The sequence below is a fragment of the Sphingomonas zeicaulis genome, assembly GCF_050433225.1.
Classification (GTDB): Bacteria; Pseudomonadota; Alphaproteobacteria; order Sphingomonadales; family Sphingomonadaceae; genus Sphingomonas_D; species Sphingomonas_D zeicaulis.
The window spans coordinates 522,271-536,717 of the sequence record NZ_JBNPXQ010000003.1 but is presented as its reverse complement, the minus strand read 5'-3'; the positions used below and the strand labels follow the sequence as shown (position 1 = coordinate 536,717).

At 65.6% G+C, this 14,447-nt stretch carries 10 protein-coding genes and 1 pseudogene; 4 read left to right on the top strand and 7 right to left on the bottom strand.

Going from position 1 to position 14,447, the window contains the following annotated elements:
* Positions 1-173: pseudogene (locus tag FHS96_RS15145) on the bottom strand (electron transfer flavoprotein subunit beta/FixA family protein); the annotation flags it as partial.
* Between the two features lie 133 nt (positions 174-306).
* On the opposite strand from FHS96_RS15145, the gene FHS96_RS15140 reads away from it, so the two are divergent.
* Together FHS96_RS15140 and FHS96_RS15135 are read left to right on the top strand one after the other, a co-directional pair.
* On the top strand, positions 307-1,038 hold the full coding sequence (locus tag FHS96_RS15140; RefSeq protein ID WP_429593044.1) for a FadR/GntR family transcriptional regulator: 732 nt from the start codon (positions 307-309) through the stop codon (positions 1,036-1,038).
* 86 nt (positions 1,039-1,124) lie between these two features.
* The gene (locus FHS96_RS15135; protein WP_429593041.1) at positions 1,125-2,312 is read left to right on the top strand and encodes a CaiB/BaiF CoA transferase family protein; all 1,188 of its coding nucleotides are present in this window, start codon (positions 1,125-1,127) and stop codon (positions 2,310-2,312) included.
* Between the two features lie 39 nt (positions 2,313-2,351).
* On the opposite strand, the gene FHS96_RS15130 is transcribed toward FHS96_RS15135, so the two are convergent.
* The gene (locus FHS96_RS15130) at positions 2,352-3,491 is read right to left on the bottom strand and encodes an acyl-CoA dehydrogenase family protein (RefSeq protein ID WP_429593038.1); all 1,140 of its coding nucleotides are present in this window, start codon (positions 3,489-3,491) and stop codon (positions 2,352-2,354) included.
* A 186-nt stretch (positions 3,492-3,677) separates the two neighbouring features.
* On the opposite strand from FHS96_RS15130, the gene FHS96_RS15125 reads away from it, so the two are divergent.
* Complete coding sequence (locus tag FHS96_RS15125; protein WP_429593035.1) at positions 3,678-4,910, top strand: LysR family transcriptional regulator; 1,233 nt, start codon at positions 3,678-3,680, stop codon at positions 4,908-4,910.
* 5 nt (positions 4,911-4,915) lie between these two features.
* On the opposite strand, the gene FHS96_RS15120 is transcribed toward FHS96_RS15125, so the two are convergent.
* The 5 genes from FHS96_RS15120 to FHS96_RS15100 all read right to left on the bottom strand — a co-directional run bounded on the left by FHS96_RS15120 (position 4,916) and on the right by FHS96_RS15100 (position 11,913).
* Positions 4,916-6,403 (bottom strand): aldehyde dehydrogenase family protein, encoded by a 1,488-nt coding sequence (locus tag FHS96_RS15120; RefSeq protein WP_429593032.1) that lies wholly within the window; start codon positions 6,401-6,403, stop codon positions 4,916-4,918.
* Between the two features lie 20 nt (positions 6,404-6,423).
* Complete coding sequence (locus FHS96_RS15115; protein WP_429593029.1) at positions 6,424-8,058, bottom strand: GMC family oxidoreductase; 1,635 nt, start codon at positions 8,056-8,058, stop codon at positions 6,424-6,426.
* A complete protein-coding gene (locus tag FHS96_RS15110; RefSeq protein ID WP_429593026.1) occupies positions 8,055-9,407 on the bottom strand; it encodes an MFS transporter in 1,353 nt (450 codons plus the stop codon). Before FHS96_RS15110 ends, FHS96_RS15115 begins: the two co-directional genes overlap by 4 nt.
* Before the next feature lie 111 nt (positions 9,408-9,518).
* A complete protein-coding gene (locus tag FHS96_RS15105; RefSeq protein WP_429593024.1) occupies positions 9,519-10,451 on the bottom strand; it encodes a PDR/VanB family oxidoreductase in 933 nt (310 codons plus the stop codon).
* Positions 10,452-10,599: 148 nt separating this feature from the next.
* On the bottom strand, positions 10,600-11,913 hold the full coding sequence (locus FHS96_RS15100) for a Rieske 2Fe-2S domain-containing protein (protein WP_429593020.1): 1,314 nt from the start codon (positions 11,911-11,913) through the stop codon (positions 10,600-10,602).
* A gap of 275 nt (positions 11,914-12,188) precedes the next feature.
* On the opposite strand from FHS96_RS15100, the gene FHS96_RS15095 reads away from it, so the two are divergent.
* A complete protein-coding gene (locus FHS96_RS15095; RefSeq protein WP_429593017.1) occupies positions 12,189-14,417 on the top strand; it encodes a TonB-dependent receptor in 2,229 nt (742 codons plus the stop codon).
* The last annotated feature ends 30 nt before the right edge of the window (positions 14,418-14,447 follow it).

Sequence of the window (14,447 nt, the reverse complement as noted above, 5' to 3'; positions counted from 1 at the left end):
ATCTCGGTCGCGGCGCCCTTTTCCTTCAGGCGGATCGCCTCTTCGACGGCGATCTCGTCGAACGGGTTCATCGACATCTTGACGTTGGCCAGGTCGACGCCCGTACCATCCATCTTCACCCGCGGCTTCACATTATAATCGATAACCCGCTTCACGGGCACAAGGATCTTCATGACGCTCCCTCCTCGCATGAATGGTAGGACCATTAGTATAATGGTTAAGGCTGTCAATCTCGTTTCGGTCCGGCCATTGCGCCTTTCGCGCGCACGGATGTAGTTTCGGCGCACTTCATTCGGAGCGTATCGCATGGCAACGACATCACCGGGCAGGCCGAGTTTCGCCCCCATCAAGACGCAGCGTGCCTTCGAGGTGATCTGCGAGCAGATCCGGGCGCAACTGGCGGCGGGCACGCTCAAGGCCGGCGACAAACTGCCCGCCGAACGTGAACTGGCGGTGGAATTCCAGGTGAGCCGCAGCGCGCTGCGCGAGGCGCTGCGCAGCCTTGAGGTGGCGGGCATCATCCGCAACGTGAAGGGGGTGAAGGGCGGGGCGTTCGTGCAGACCGCGGAGCCAGACCGGATTGTCCAGGCGATGCAGGATTATGTCCATCTGGGAGACATCTCGCTCAACGAACTGACCGAGGCGCGGCTGGCACTGCAGGACATCATCGTCCGCCTCGCCTGCGAACGGGCGACCGCGGCGGACCTTGCCGAGCTTGAGGCGATCGCCGAGCGCACCCGGCAGGAAACCAGCGTCGAGGCACGCTATCAGTGCGCAGCCGAATATTATGGCGTGCTGGCGCGTGCGACCAAGAACCGCATCTTCGGCATCTTCGTCGATTCGCTGTCGGCCATCCTGCACGAATTCGTCCAGGGGCCGGATTATGAGACGTTGCAGCAATCGCTGATCGAATCGCGCTTCAAGCTCGTGCGCCATCTGCGCGACAAGAATGAAACGGCAGCGGTCGCCGAGATGCGCAAGCATCTCGAACGCGTGCATCGCCATGTCCGCAAGAACAGCAAGGCAGCGAAGCGCTGAGCAGCGCCGCCGCCGATTGACCGTCCCCACGTCGCATGCAATAGGTAGGACCATTAAATATATGGTCCTATAGCGGCGGGCGAGGCATGGCTGACGAGAACGGGAAGGCAATGGGCGGCGCGCTGGACGGGGTGCGCGTGCTGGATTTCACCAGCGTGATGGCAGGGCCGTTCGCGACGCGGATGCTTGCCGATCTGGGCGCCGCGGTGATCAAGGTCGAATCGCTGGAAGGCGATCAGGTCCGCGCGCGGCCGCCCCGGCGCGATGGCTACAGCACCTATTTCGGCAATCTCAATGCGGGCAAGCGCAGCATCGCCTGCAACCTGAAATCGCCCGAGATCGTCGCGCTCATGAGGCGGCTGGTGGAAAGCTGCGACGTGCTGGTGGAGAATTTCCGGCCCGGCGTGATGAAGCGCTTCGGCCTCGATCCCGAAGCGCTGGCGGCGATCAATCCGCGGCTCATCTACTGCTCGATCTCGGGCTATGGCCAGACCGGGCCGAAGGCGCTGTACCCGGCCTATGCCCCGGTGATCCATGCCGCGAGCGGCTTCGATATGGTCAATCTGCGTTATCAGGACGGCGCCGACCGACCGGCGACCAGCGGCATCTTCATTGCCGACGTGCTGGGCGGCACCCATGCCTTCGGAGCGATCCAGGCGGCGCTCTACCAGCGCGAGAAGACCGGCCTCGGCCAGCATATCGACCTATCGATGCTGGAGGCGATGGTCGGCATGCTGGTGTTCGAGACGCAGGAGGCGCAGTTCCCGGGGGATGCGCGGCGGCCGCTCTACACGCCGCTCAGGACCAGCGATGGCTTCATCATGGTGGCGCCGACCAGCCCGCGCAATTTCGAGCAATTGTCGGACGCGGTGGGGCATCCCGAATGGCGCGAGGATCCGCGTTTCCTGACCAATGCGGATCGCAACGCCAACTGGGCGACATTGCTCGCGCTGACCGAGCAATGGACGCTCGGCCATAGTGCCGAAGAGGCCGAGGAGATCCTTTCACGTCATGGCGTTCCCTGCGCGCGCTATCGCGAGATCGGCGAACTGCTCGACGATCCGCAACTCGAAGCGCGCGGCGCACTGGCCGAGATCGGGGACGGTGCTGGCCGGTTCCGCGTGCCGAATCCGCCGTTCCGGATGAGCAAATCACGTGCCGAGGCCCGCGATTATGTCGCCGGGCTGGGCGCGGATGGCGCCGCGGTGCTGGCGGAACTTGGGGTGGAGGATGCCGAGGTCGGAGCGCTCCGCGCCAAGGGCGATCTGCTTTAGGGAAGTGGCGGGAGGGGCCAGCCCCTCCCGCTCCGGCGATCAGCGCAGCAATTCGCGCGCGATCGTGTTGCGCTGGATCTCCGAAGAGCCCTCATAGATGCGGGTGATGCGGATATCGCGATAGAGCCGCTCGACCACGAAGCCGCGGCAATAGCCGTTGCCGCCGAAGATCTGCACCGCGGTGTCGACGGTGCGGCTGCCCGCCTCGGTTGCGAACAATTTGGCCATCGAGGCGAGCTCGCGCCTCTTGTCGCCCTGATCATAGCGCCAGCACGCATCGAGCAGCATCAGCCGCGCGGCGCGCATGTCCGTCGCCATGGTCGCAATATAATGGCGGATTGCCTGGAAGTCGGAAATGACGCCGCCGAAGGCGGGGCGGACCTTCGATTCCTCGATCGCCAGTTCAAGCGCGAACTCGCCCATGCCGATCGCGGTCGCGCCGACATTCATGCGGCCTTCGTTGAGCCCTTCGAGCGCGTAATGGAAGCCGCGTCCTTCCTCGCCGATCAGCGCGTCCGAGCCGACCTGGCACTCGTCGAAGCTCAGCTCGTAGACGCCGGGCGTCGCGGTACCCATCAGTTCGATCGTGCCGGTAACGCGGAAGCCGGGCGTGTCCGCTGGCATCAGGAAGGCGGAGATGCCGCCGCGCGGTCCGGCCGCCTTGTCGGTATAGGCGTAGACGATCACATATTTGGCGTTCTTGCCGTTGGAGATGAACGTCTTCGAGCCGTTGATCACCCAGCCATCGGCATTACGGACGGCGGTGGTGCGCATCGAGCCGGGGTCGGAGCCGCTATTGGGCTCGGTGAGGGCGAAGGCGATCGGAATCTCGCCGGAGACCATGCCGGGGATGAGTTGTTCGCGCTGCGCCTCGGAGGCGTGATATACGATGTTCTTGGCGCCCGGCCCCATCAGCGGGCGCAGCTCGGTCCAGAATTGCGGGGGCAGGCGGGCGAGCTCGATCTGCACCGCCGCCTGCGCCAGCGTGCCGAGGCCGAGGCCGCCATATTGCTCGGGCAGCGCCATGCCGAAATAGCCGTTCTCGACCAGCGTCTTGCGGACGATCGGCGGTACCTTGCCGGTTTCCTGGAATTCGATCTCGTGCGGCAGCAGGTCACGCACGATGCTGCGCGTCACGTCGCAGAATTCCTTGATGTCGTCGGGCAGTTCGAAATCCACGCGGCAGCCTCCTTCTCGTTCGAATCCTTTGGATGCGGTCGGCATCTCGTTGGAATGGTCCTACCATTAAATCTAATGGTCGGTCCATTGGCTTTTTGGAGAAAGGCTGGCGTTCGCCCGGTCCGGCTCTAGGATGGCGGCACCCGATGACGTCAGAGCGCGGGAGGAGGATGCGAGCGACAATCCATGGCGACCGACCCGTTCGACCTGAACCTGCGACACCTGCGCGCGCTGCTGGCGATCCATGAGCATGGCAGCATCACCGCCGCGGCCGATATCGTCAGCCTCTCGCAGCCCGCGCTGACACAGGGGCTGGCCAAGCTGGAGCGCCAGTTCGGCTATACCTTCTTCGAGCGGCGCTCCGGCGGGATGGTGCCGACGCCGATGGGCGAGATCGTAATCGGGCGCGCGCGCGCCGCGCTCGATCATCTGTCGCAGGCGGCCAAGGGGCTGTCGGGCGTGTTCCAATATCCCGAGCGGCTGATGACGATGACGCAGCTTCGCGCCTTCCTCGCGCTGGCGGAGGCGGGCAGCTTCGCCGCGGCCGCGCGCAGCGGCGCGATGTCGCAGACGGCGGTGCATCGCGCGGTCGGCGATCTGGAGCAGATGATCGGCGGCAAGCTGGTCGAACGGCGCGGGCGGGCGGTGTGGCTCAACCCCGCCGGCAAGAGGCTGGCGCGCGGCACGAGGCTCGCGGTGGCGGAGATCGTCGCCGCGCTCGCCGATATCGGGCGGGACAGCGGCAGCGGCAGCGAACTGATCGCGTTCGGGGCGCTCCCCCTGTCGCGCCCCTATCTGGTGCCCGCCGCGATGGCGCGGATGGCGCGCAGCGACCCGCGCGCGGCGTTCAAGGTGCTGGAAGGAAGCTGGCGCGAACTGGTCGAGCCGCTCCGCGACGGGGTGATCGACATGATCGTCGGCGCGCTGCGGCCGCATGAAATCGCCGATCTCTATCAGATGCCGCTGTCGGAGGACCGGCTGGTGATCGCCGCCGGCAGCCAGCACCCGCTGGCGCGGACGGCGCAGCCGACGATGGCGGAACTCGCCACCTATCCGTGGATCGTCGCGCCCGCCAATTCGCCGCTGCGCGAGCAATGGGAGAAGCTCTTCGGCCAGGGCAAGATGCCGGCGACGCCGATCGAGTGCGGCTCGGTGATGATCATCGGCCGGCTGCTGACCGAGGGTGACTTCCTGACTTTGCTCTCGCCGGACCAGGTCGCGCTGCAGATCCGCAGCGGGCTGCTGACCCAGATCGGCGCGCCGCTGGAGGGCACCAAGCGCGTGGTTGGGATCACGACCCGGCGGAGCTGGCGGCCGACCGCGACCCAGCGGCGCTTCCTCGACATGCTGGGCGACGCGGCGAAGGGTGAACGGGCGGAAGCCGGCCAGCCCGACCTGCGGCAATCGGGCTGGGTCTGAACCGCTCAGTCCAGCTTGATCCACACCGCCTTGGTCTCGAGATAATCCTCGATATGGTGCGGGCCGGATTCGCGGCCGAAGCCGCTCATCTTGTAGCCGCCGAACGGCACGCCCGGATCGAGCATCTGATAGCAGTTCACCCAGACCGACCCGGCGCGGATGCCGCGCGCCATGCGGTGCGCGGTGGCGAGATCGCGGGTCCACACTCCGCTGCCCAGGCCGAAGTCGGTAGCGTTGGCGCGGACGAGCACCTCCTCCACACTGTCGAAGGAGAAGGCGGAGAGGACGGGGCCGAAAATCTCCTCGCGCGCGATCGTCATGTCGTCGCCGACATGGCTGAAGATCGTCGGCTCGATGAAATAGCCGTCGTTGAGGCCCGCGCCGGACAGGCGGCCGCCGCCAGTCAGCGGACGCGCGCCCTCGCTGCGCGCGCCGTCGATGAAGGCGAGGATCTTGTCCATCTGCACCGCCGAGACGACGGGGCCGATCTGCGTTTCCGGATCGAGCGGATCGCCGACGCGGATGCCCTTGGTGAAGGCGGCGAGGCGCTCCATGAAATCGTCGTGGATCGATGATTGGACGAACAGGCGGGTGCCCGCCGAGCAGATCTGACCGCTATTGGCGAACACCGCCATGGCGGCCGCCGGAACCGCCTTGTCGAGATCGGCGTCGGCGAAGACGATGTTGGGCGATTTTCCGCCCAGTTCCACCGTCACGCGCTTCATCGACCCAGCCGCGGCTTGGAGGATCTTTTGGCCCACGCCGGTCGAGCCGGTGAAGGCGATCTTGTCCACGTCCGGATGGCTGGAGAGCGCCGCGCCGGCATCGCCGAGGCCGGTGATGATGTTGATCACGCCTTCCGGCACGCCCGCTTCCAGGCAGAGCTCTCCGAAGCGGAGAGCGGAGAGCGGAGTCTGTTCGGCGGGTTTCATCACCAAGGTGCAGCCGGAGGCCAGCACCGGCGCCGCCTTCCACACCGACATGCCGATGGGGCCGTTCCACGGATTGATCGCGGCGACGACGCCGATCGGCTCCTTCAGCGTGTGCGACAGCACGTCGCCGGGAGCGCTGTTGTCGATCGTGTCGCCGGTGATCAACGTCGCCTGGCCCGCATAATAGCGCAGCAGCGCGCCCGCGCGCGCCTTGCCCATGATCGTGCGGCTGTAGGGCGCCCCCAGATCCAGCGTGTCGAGCATCGCCAGTTCCTCATAATGCGCCTCGACCAGATCGGCGAGGTTGAGGAGGATGCGTTGGCGCTCCACCGGCTTCATCCGGCGCCACGGGCCTTCGAAGGCGGCACGCGCGGCCTTTACCGCGCGGTCGACGTCCTCGGCATCGCCCTGGGCGACAGTGGCGAGCAGCGCGCCGGTGGCGGGGTTGCGCGTTTCGAAGCGCTTGCCCGAAAGCGCGGGCACGCGCCGGCCGCCGATCAGCATATCCTGCTCCGGCATGTCGAGCAGGGCGGGGCGGGGCGGGATGGTCATCATTTTCATCGATCGTCTCCGGGCCGCGATCAGGCGGCGATATTGGATGTGACGGCGTCATCCAGAATGAAGCGAGCGGCACGCTCGGCGATCATCATGGTGGGGGCGGAGGTGTTGCCGCTGATGATCTCCGGCATCACCGACGCGTCGACGACGCGCAGGCCCGATACGCCGCGCACGCGCAGGCGGTCGTCAACCACCGCCATGGGGTCATGGTCCGGACCCATCTTGCAGGTGCCGGTGGGGTGATAGGCGGTGTTGACGATCCTGCGCAGCGCCGCGTCTATCTCCTCATCGCTCTGGTGCTGCGCGCCGGGTTCGATCTCGGCGCCGGTCATTGCTGTGAGCGCGGGCTGTGCGAAGATGCGGCGCGCCTCGCGGAAGCCGGCGATCAGCGTCTTTATGTCATAGGGATCGGCGAAGAAATTGGGGTCGATCACCGGCTTGTCTTCCGGCCGGTTGCTGGCCAGCCTGACCGACCCGGCGCTCTTCGGGCGCAGCAACTGGATCAACGCCATATAGCCGTGACGGCGGGGGATCGCGCGCGCATCGATCTTGAGGCCGACGAGGAAGGTGATCTGGATATCGGGTCGGCCGCTGCCGTCGGTACTGAAGAAGCCACCGCATTCGGCCACGTTCGATGCCAGCATGCCTTTGCGTCCGAACAGATATTGGAACGGGCTGGCGAGGATGCGGGGCAGCGCCTTGGCGGAGATGGCGTAGGATTCCGTGGAAGGGTTCTCCATCGCGATATGCACGGTCGGGTGATCCTGCAGATGTGCGCCGACGCCGGGCAGGTCGTGGAGGACCTCGATCTCCATCTCGCGGAGATGATCCGCGGGACCGATGCCCGACAGCATCAGCAGTTGCGGCGAGTTGGTCGCGCCTGCGCTCAATATGATCTCACGGCGGGCGGCGATGGTGCTGCGGGCACCGCCCTTCTCGATCTCCAGCCCCACCGCTCGCCCCCGGTCGAATAGGATGCGGCGGACCATCGTCTCGTCGAGGACGGTGAGGTTCGGGCGCTTCAGCGCTGGGTGCAGGAACGCGCGCGCGCTCGACAGGCGGGTGCCGTTGCGCTGGTTGAGGTCATAGCGGCCGAAACCGTCCTGCCGTTCGCCGGCGAAATCCTCATTGCGGTGATGTCCGGCCTCCGCCGCGGCGTCGACGATGGCAGTGGCGATGGGGTTCCAGCTCTTCGGCTTCTGGACGTCCAGTTCGCCGCCCTTGCCGTGCCACGGCCGATCGGGGCCGGCATAATTCTCGACCGCGGTGAAGGCGGGCAGCACATCCGCATAGGACCAGTTCCGGTTCCCGGCGGCCGCCCAGCCGTCATAATCCGCCTTCTGCCCGCGGATATAGACGCCGCCATTGATCGCGCTGCACCCGCCGAACAGCCTGCCGCGCGGGAAGTTGATCTGGCGGCCGTTGATCGCCACATTCCCCCGAAGCTGCTGCTTCCAATTATATTTCTCGTGCGGCAGCAGGAAGATGTTGCCGACCGGCATCGCGGTCTTGAGGTTGACCGGCCATTTCCGGTCGGAGGGGCCCGCCTCGACCAGCGCGACGCGGTTGGAGGGATCGGCGGAGAGGCGGTTGGCCATCAGGCTGCCGGCCGAACCCGAGCCGACGATGATATAGTCATAATCGAACATGTCGTTCATGCCTGCGCGTCCTTGGGCGTGAGGCGGGGAACGTGGCCCCGCACGGCGATGAAGCCCAGCGCGTTGACGAGCAGCAGGGCTGCGAGCGCGCCGAAGAAGCCGAGATTGCCGCCGTCGATCAGCATCGCGCCGGCAACCGCGCTGACGATCGCGCCGACCCGGCCGGCGGCACCCATCAGGCCGAGCCCGCGCGCGCGCAGGCCGGTAGGGAAGGCATGCGCGCCGAGCGCGAACATCGCGGATTGCGCGGCGCTGGCGAACAGGCCCAGCGCGCCGAGACCGGCCAGCACCGCGGCTTCGTTGCGCCCGCCGCTGATCGGCAACAGCGCGAGCGCGGTGCACACCGCGGCGCCGACCACGGCCATCAGGATCAGCACCGGGCGCGATCCGAAGCGGATGATCCCCAGAGACGCGATCATCGCGCCGATCGTGCCGCCCATGTTGAAGCTGGTGAGGCCGAGGCTGGCGGTCTGCAGGCCGAAGCCGGCGCTGGTCAGCAGCGTCGGTGCCCAGTTGAACATCAGGTAGATCATGAACATGCCGGAAAACATCGCCACCGACAGCGCCAGCGTATCGCGCAGCAGCGCGGCGTTGAACAGGTTGCTCATCGGCTCGTATCGGGCGCTCTCCCCCACCGTGCGGGGGGCGTGGGCGACGGAGGCGGGATCGGGATGGCCGATGCGGCGCAGGATCCGGTCGAGTTCGCCGGCGCGGTCAGGCCGTTCGGCCAGATAACGTGGAGATTCGGGCAGGATCTGCCAGAGCCAGGCGACGAACAGCAGGGTGACGACGCCGCCAATGTAGAACAGCCAGCGCCAGCCGAGCCCCGGCAGGATGAGCGCGGCGGCGACGCCACCCAATATCCCGCCGATCGAGACGCAGACGACGCCGAAGGTCACGGCGACGCTGCGCCAGCGTACCGGCGTGAACTCTGCGATCATTGCACTCGCCGTGCCGGGCACGCCGCCGAGGCCGACGCCCGCCAGCGTCTTGAGCAAGGCGACCTGCCAGAGCGCGTTGGAAAAGCCGGTGAGCAGCGTGGCGATGCCGAAGATGGCGACGCCGGCGATGAGCGCGCCGCGCCGGCCGAAGCGGTCGCCGACCCATCCCGAGGTCAGTGTGCCGATCGCCATGCCGACGAAGCCCAGCGCGAAGACAGAACCCAGCGCGTCGCGGCCGATGCCCCATTCCTTGAGCAGCGAGGGCGCGGCGAGGCCGAGCATCTGGTTGTCGAGCCCGTCGAGGATGACGGTCGCGGCGATCATCAGCACCGACCAGATCTGGAAGGACGACATCGGCAGGTCGTCCAGCATGTTTTTCGCGCTGCCCTCTGTGATGGCGACCGCCAAGATCATCTCCTCAGGCTGGGGCCGTTTTCGGCCATATCGTTGGATCGTCGCGCCATAAGACCGGCGTCTTGTTATTGAAGAAACGGAAAGTGCGGCTGTGCTCCCTTAGCGCTAGAGATCGAGGACGAGGTTGGCGGTCTTCGATCCCGAGCAGCACACCATGATCGATCGGTTTGCCGCCTTGTCCTCGTCGGTCAGGAAATGATCGCGATGGTCGGGCACGCCGCCCAGCACCTTGACCTCGCAGGTGCCGCACACGCCCTCGGCGCAGGCGAAGCCGATATCGACCCCGGCGCCGAGCAGCGCGTCGAGCATCGTCTCGCCTTCCTCGACGGTGATGGTCTTTCCGCTTTTCGCCAGTTCCAGCGTATAGCCGCCATCGCTCGCCACGTCGGTCTCGGCAGAGAAATATTCGATATGGGCGTGGCCCTTGGGTCGATCGCAATTGGTCGCGACGAAGGCGTCGAGCATGCCGCCGGGGCCGCAGCAGTAGAGGTGCGCGTCGGCGGGGGCGGCGGCGCAGATCGCCTTCAGGTCGAGCCGCTGGCCGCCGGGGATGCCGTCATAAACGATCTCGACGCGGTCATGGTCGGAGAGGCGATCGACATAGGCGGCGCGTTCCGGCGTGGCCGCGACATAATGGAGTTCCCAACTTCGGCCGAGCCTTTCCAGGCGCGCGATCATCGGCAGCATCGGCGTGATGCCGATCCCGCCCGCGATCATCACGGTGTGGCTGGCATCCTCCACCATCGGGAAATTGTTCTTGGGCTCGGAGATGTCGAAGATCTCACCGACGCGCCATTGCTCGTGGATGTGGCGGGATCCGCCGCGGCTATCGATCGCGTGGTGGACGGCGATCTCGTAATAGCCGCGGATCGCGGGGTCGTTGACCAGCGAATAGCTGCGCGCCAGGCCGGGCGAAAGCTGGACGTCGACATGGGCGCCGGGCTCGAACGGCGGCATCAGCCCGCCGCCGACGGGCTCCAATATGTAGCTGTTGATGCCTTCGGCTTCCCAGCGGATATTCTTCAAACGTGCGCGCATCAGCCTCTCCATCCGGTGCGATGCGTCTTTTGGCAGGGCCGGTGCGCCATGGATCGGCGGGCCGGACAAGCCGCGATGCTCTTCGTCACCCCATCATCCTCATCGGTGGGGCCGGTGCATGGATCGCGCCGGCCCGCGGTTCATCATCCTATTCGGCCGCCTCGATCTTTTCGGGCCAGCGCACGGCCTTCGCCAGCGCCGACTTGTAGGCATTGGCAAGCGTGTCGTTCGGATCGTGCAGGAAGGATCCCGCCCGCGCGCGATAGAACACGCCTGGATCCTCGATACCCGGCGGCAGCGTGCCCTTGTTGGCAAGCGCGCGCGCGGCGAGCAGCACGCGGCGGCGGACGCGGGCGATCATCTGGTCGGTGGGCGCCAGATTCTCGAAGCTGTGATCGGTGATCGGCCCCATGCTCTCGGTCACCGCCTGGTCCTGCATCGTGATGTTGGGGATGCCGGTGAACTGGGTGCCGTTGCGCTGCGATTCGCGGTCGATCGCCCAATCATTCTTCTCGCTGTCGGGCGACCGCCAGCGACCGAACCAGTCCGTGGTGTTGGGCGCATAGGCGAGCGGCGCGAACAGCGGCGTGCCGTCCTTCAAGGTGGAGGTATAGGCTGGATTGCCCGCATCGACGCCGCAGGTGATGTCGAACAGCATCGAATGCTCGTCGTCCATGGGAACCCACGCGCGGGCGATGGCGCGTGTGGCGAAGCGGTTGTTCGGTGTCTGCGTCCAGAATGGAAACATGTAGTGCGCGACGCGCCAGCTCATCTGGCCGTCGTCATTGGGGCGATAGCCGCCATACATCACGCCCCAGTCCGACTGCGCGACCTCATATTCGGGCGCGCGGTCGAGCACGGTCGGGCGCATCGGATGATCCTCGTCCAGATCGTCCGCCTCGATCGAGCCGACATGCAGGAAACCGACATGGCTGGTGTCGATATCGCCCTCCAGCGCCTGCAGCCAGTTGCAGTCGCGCTGCAGGCACCAGATCTCCGCATCCGGGTGCATCGTCGCCTCGATCTCGGGAAGCGGCGGCGGGGCGGACTGGTTCTCGCCCATATAGACCCAGATCAGGCCATTGGCCTCGTGCGTCTTGTAGGCCTTGGCGTGGACCTTGTCCTTGAAGTCCATCCGGGCGGGGACGGAGGGCATGTCGACGCACTTGCCGTCCACGTCGAACTTCCAGCCATGATAGACGCAGCGGATGCCGTTCTGTTCGTTGCGGCCGATGAACAGCGACGCGCAGCGGTGCGGGCAGCGATGATCCATGATGCCGACGCGGCCGGAACTGTCGCGGAAGGCGATCAGTTTCTCGCACAGGATCATCAGGCGCACGGGATCGCCATCGGCGGTCACTTCGGATGACAGGCAGGCGGGCAGCCAATATTGGCGCATCATCGTGCCCATGACCGTGCCCGGCCCCACCCTCGTCATGTCGGCGCTATCACTGGACTGCATGGCTCAGCCTCTTCCTCATACCCTTGTTGTTCAACCTCGCCCCGACCCGGCTGGATCGAAGCGCGTGAAATCCGTGCTTCCTCGCTAGAAGCTGGCGCGCTGCGGCCCCAATCGGAATGTGGTCGGACCATTCAATAATCGGGATGATGCTGTTGCACGTGGTTCCATTTTGCTGCTTCACGGTGGCCAGGCGGCACCAAGCCGCGACGTTTAGGGGAGACCAGCCAGTGCCTTTCAGCTTCAAAACCATGTCCGCGATGTGCGCGATCTCCGCCATGCTGGCATCCGCGCCGGCGATCGCGCAGGACGGTCAGGATGCACCGCAGGATGCCCAGCCGGCCGCCGCGGCGGACGCTGCCGCGCCGGCCAGCGCACTGCCCGAGGACATCATCGTCACCGCGGAGCGCCGATCGTCAACGGTGCGCGAAGTGCCCTTTTCGATCGCGGCGTTCGGGGGTGAGCAGCTTCGAGCGACGCAGGTTTTCAGCCCGGCCGCGCTGACCCAGCAGATGCCCGGCATCACCATCAACACGGCGGACAAGTCGCTGTCGATCGTCGCGATCCGCGGCAATGTCTCCACCTTCCGCACCGCCACGCTGGACACGCCGGTCGCCTATTTCATGGACGACGTCTATTATGTGTTCAACAATGACCTGAACGCCAATTTCTTCGATACCCAGCGCGTCGAGGTGCTGCGCGGGCCGCAGGGTACCTTGTTCGGCCGCAACGTGGTCGGCGGCGCGATCGCGGTCATCACCAACAATCCGGAAATGCGCACCGACTGGTTCGGCCAGGTAACCGCTGGCAATGCAGGCTATGTCCGCACCGAGGGGATGGTGAACGGCGTCCTCGTCGACGACAAGATCGCCGCCCGCTTCGCGTTCAGCTCCGAATCGTCCGACGGCCTCATCGACACGCCAAACCAGAGCGGTAGCTATGGCAAGACCGACGGGATCGCGGTGCGCGGCAAGCTGCTGTTCAAGCCCACCGAGACGCTCAGCATCGTCCTGTCGGGCGACTATAACTATACGGACGGCAATGGTGGCGCGATCGGCCTCGGCATTGGCGGCGTCCAGCGCATCCCCGCCACCTTCGGCGACTATGATGACGACAAGTGGACGAACAATGATTTCGCCCGCTCCCCCTATCGCCAGCGGCTGCGCGGTGGCTATCTGCGCGGTGATCTCGAGGTTCTGGGCGGCACGCTGACCTCGATCACCGGCTATCGGATGAACGACAGTCGCGCGATCAACGACGATGTGCCGGTGGCGACGGTGGTGCCGGTGTTCGATCGCCGGCAGGTGGTGAAGAATCGCAGCTTCACGCAGGAGGTGCGCTTCGCCTCGGCGCCGGGGCGGCTCTCCTACGTGGTCGGCGCCTATTATCTGTCCGCCGACGTCTCGACGACCAACATCTTCTTCTACAGCCCGCTGCCCGGATCCGCGGTGAACGCCAGCGTGCGCCGCAACCCCGGCGTCACCAACATCACTCGCATGCAGGATGGCAATGTCCGCAGCCTCGCGGTGTTCGGTGAAGCGACGTTCGAGGTCGTCGACGGGCTCTCGCTGGTCGCGGGTGGGCGCTACACCTCCGATCGCAAGAAGATCGACTATCATGCCTTCTCAACGACCGATCCGGGCGCGATTCCTGGGTTCGGCTTCCCGGGCGAGGTGACCGCGTCGGGGGGCAAGACGTGGAATGCGTTTACGCCGCGCATGACCGTGAAATATCGCCCGATGGACAATGTGAATCTCTATGCGACCTGGGCGAAGGGCTTCAAGTCGGGCGGGTTCGTCGACAATGCCTACCTGAACCCGACGATCCCGCTGGAGCCGGAAAAAGCGCAGAATTACGAGATCGGCGCGAAGACCCGGCTGTTCGACAACCGGCTCGACTTCAACGTCGCGCTGTTCCAGCAGAAGACCAAGAACCTCCAGAACTTCTCGGGCGCGGGCGGCATCGCCCATACCTATAACGGCACGCTCAAGATGAAGGGCTGGGAAATCGAATCGGTGCTGCGTCCGATCGATGGGCTGCGCCTGACGGGGAATTACACGCATCTAGTGGGTAATTATACCGATCTGCGTGATCCGCTGGTCAATCTCGACTATTCGGGCAATCCGGCCAAGTTCGCGCCGCGCGACAGCTTCACCATCGGCGCCAGCTATGATCTGCAAATGGCCAGCGGCGCGAAGCTGACACCGCAGGCGGATTTCAACTACTCGTCGCGGATCTCCACCGATGATGCCAACACGTTGCGCCTTTACGACAATCTCCACAACGACACCCGGGGGCGGACGTTCAATGCGCGGCTGAATTACGAGAGCGAAGACGGCCGCTGGACGCTGGGCATCTGGGGCAAGAACCTCACCAACAATTATCAGATCGTCAATGCCGACGACATCACCGCCTTCCTTGCGGTGCCGGGCAACGGCACGACCTATTGGAAGATCTTCACCAACACGCCGCGGACCTATGGCGTGACGCTTTCGGTGCGTCCGTAAACGGCGACCTTCGGGGAAGGGGAGGGGCGA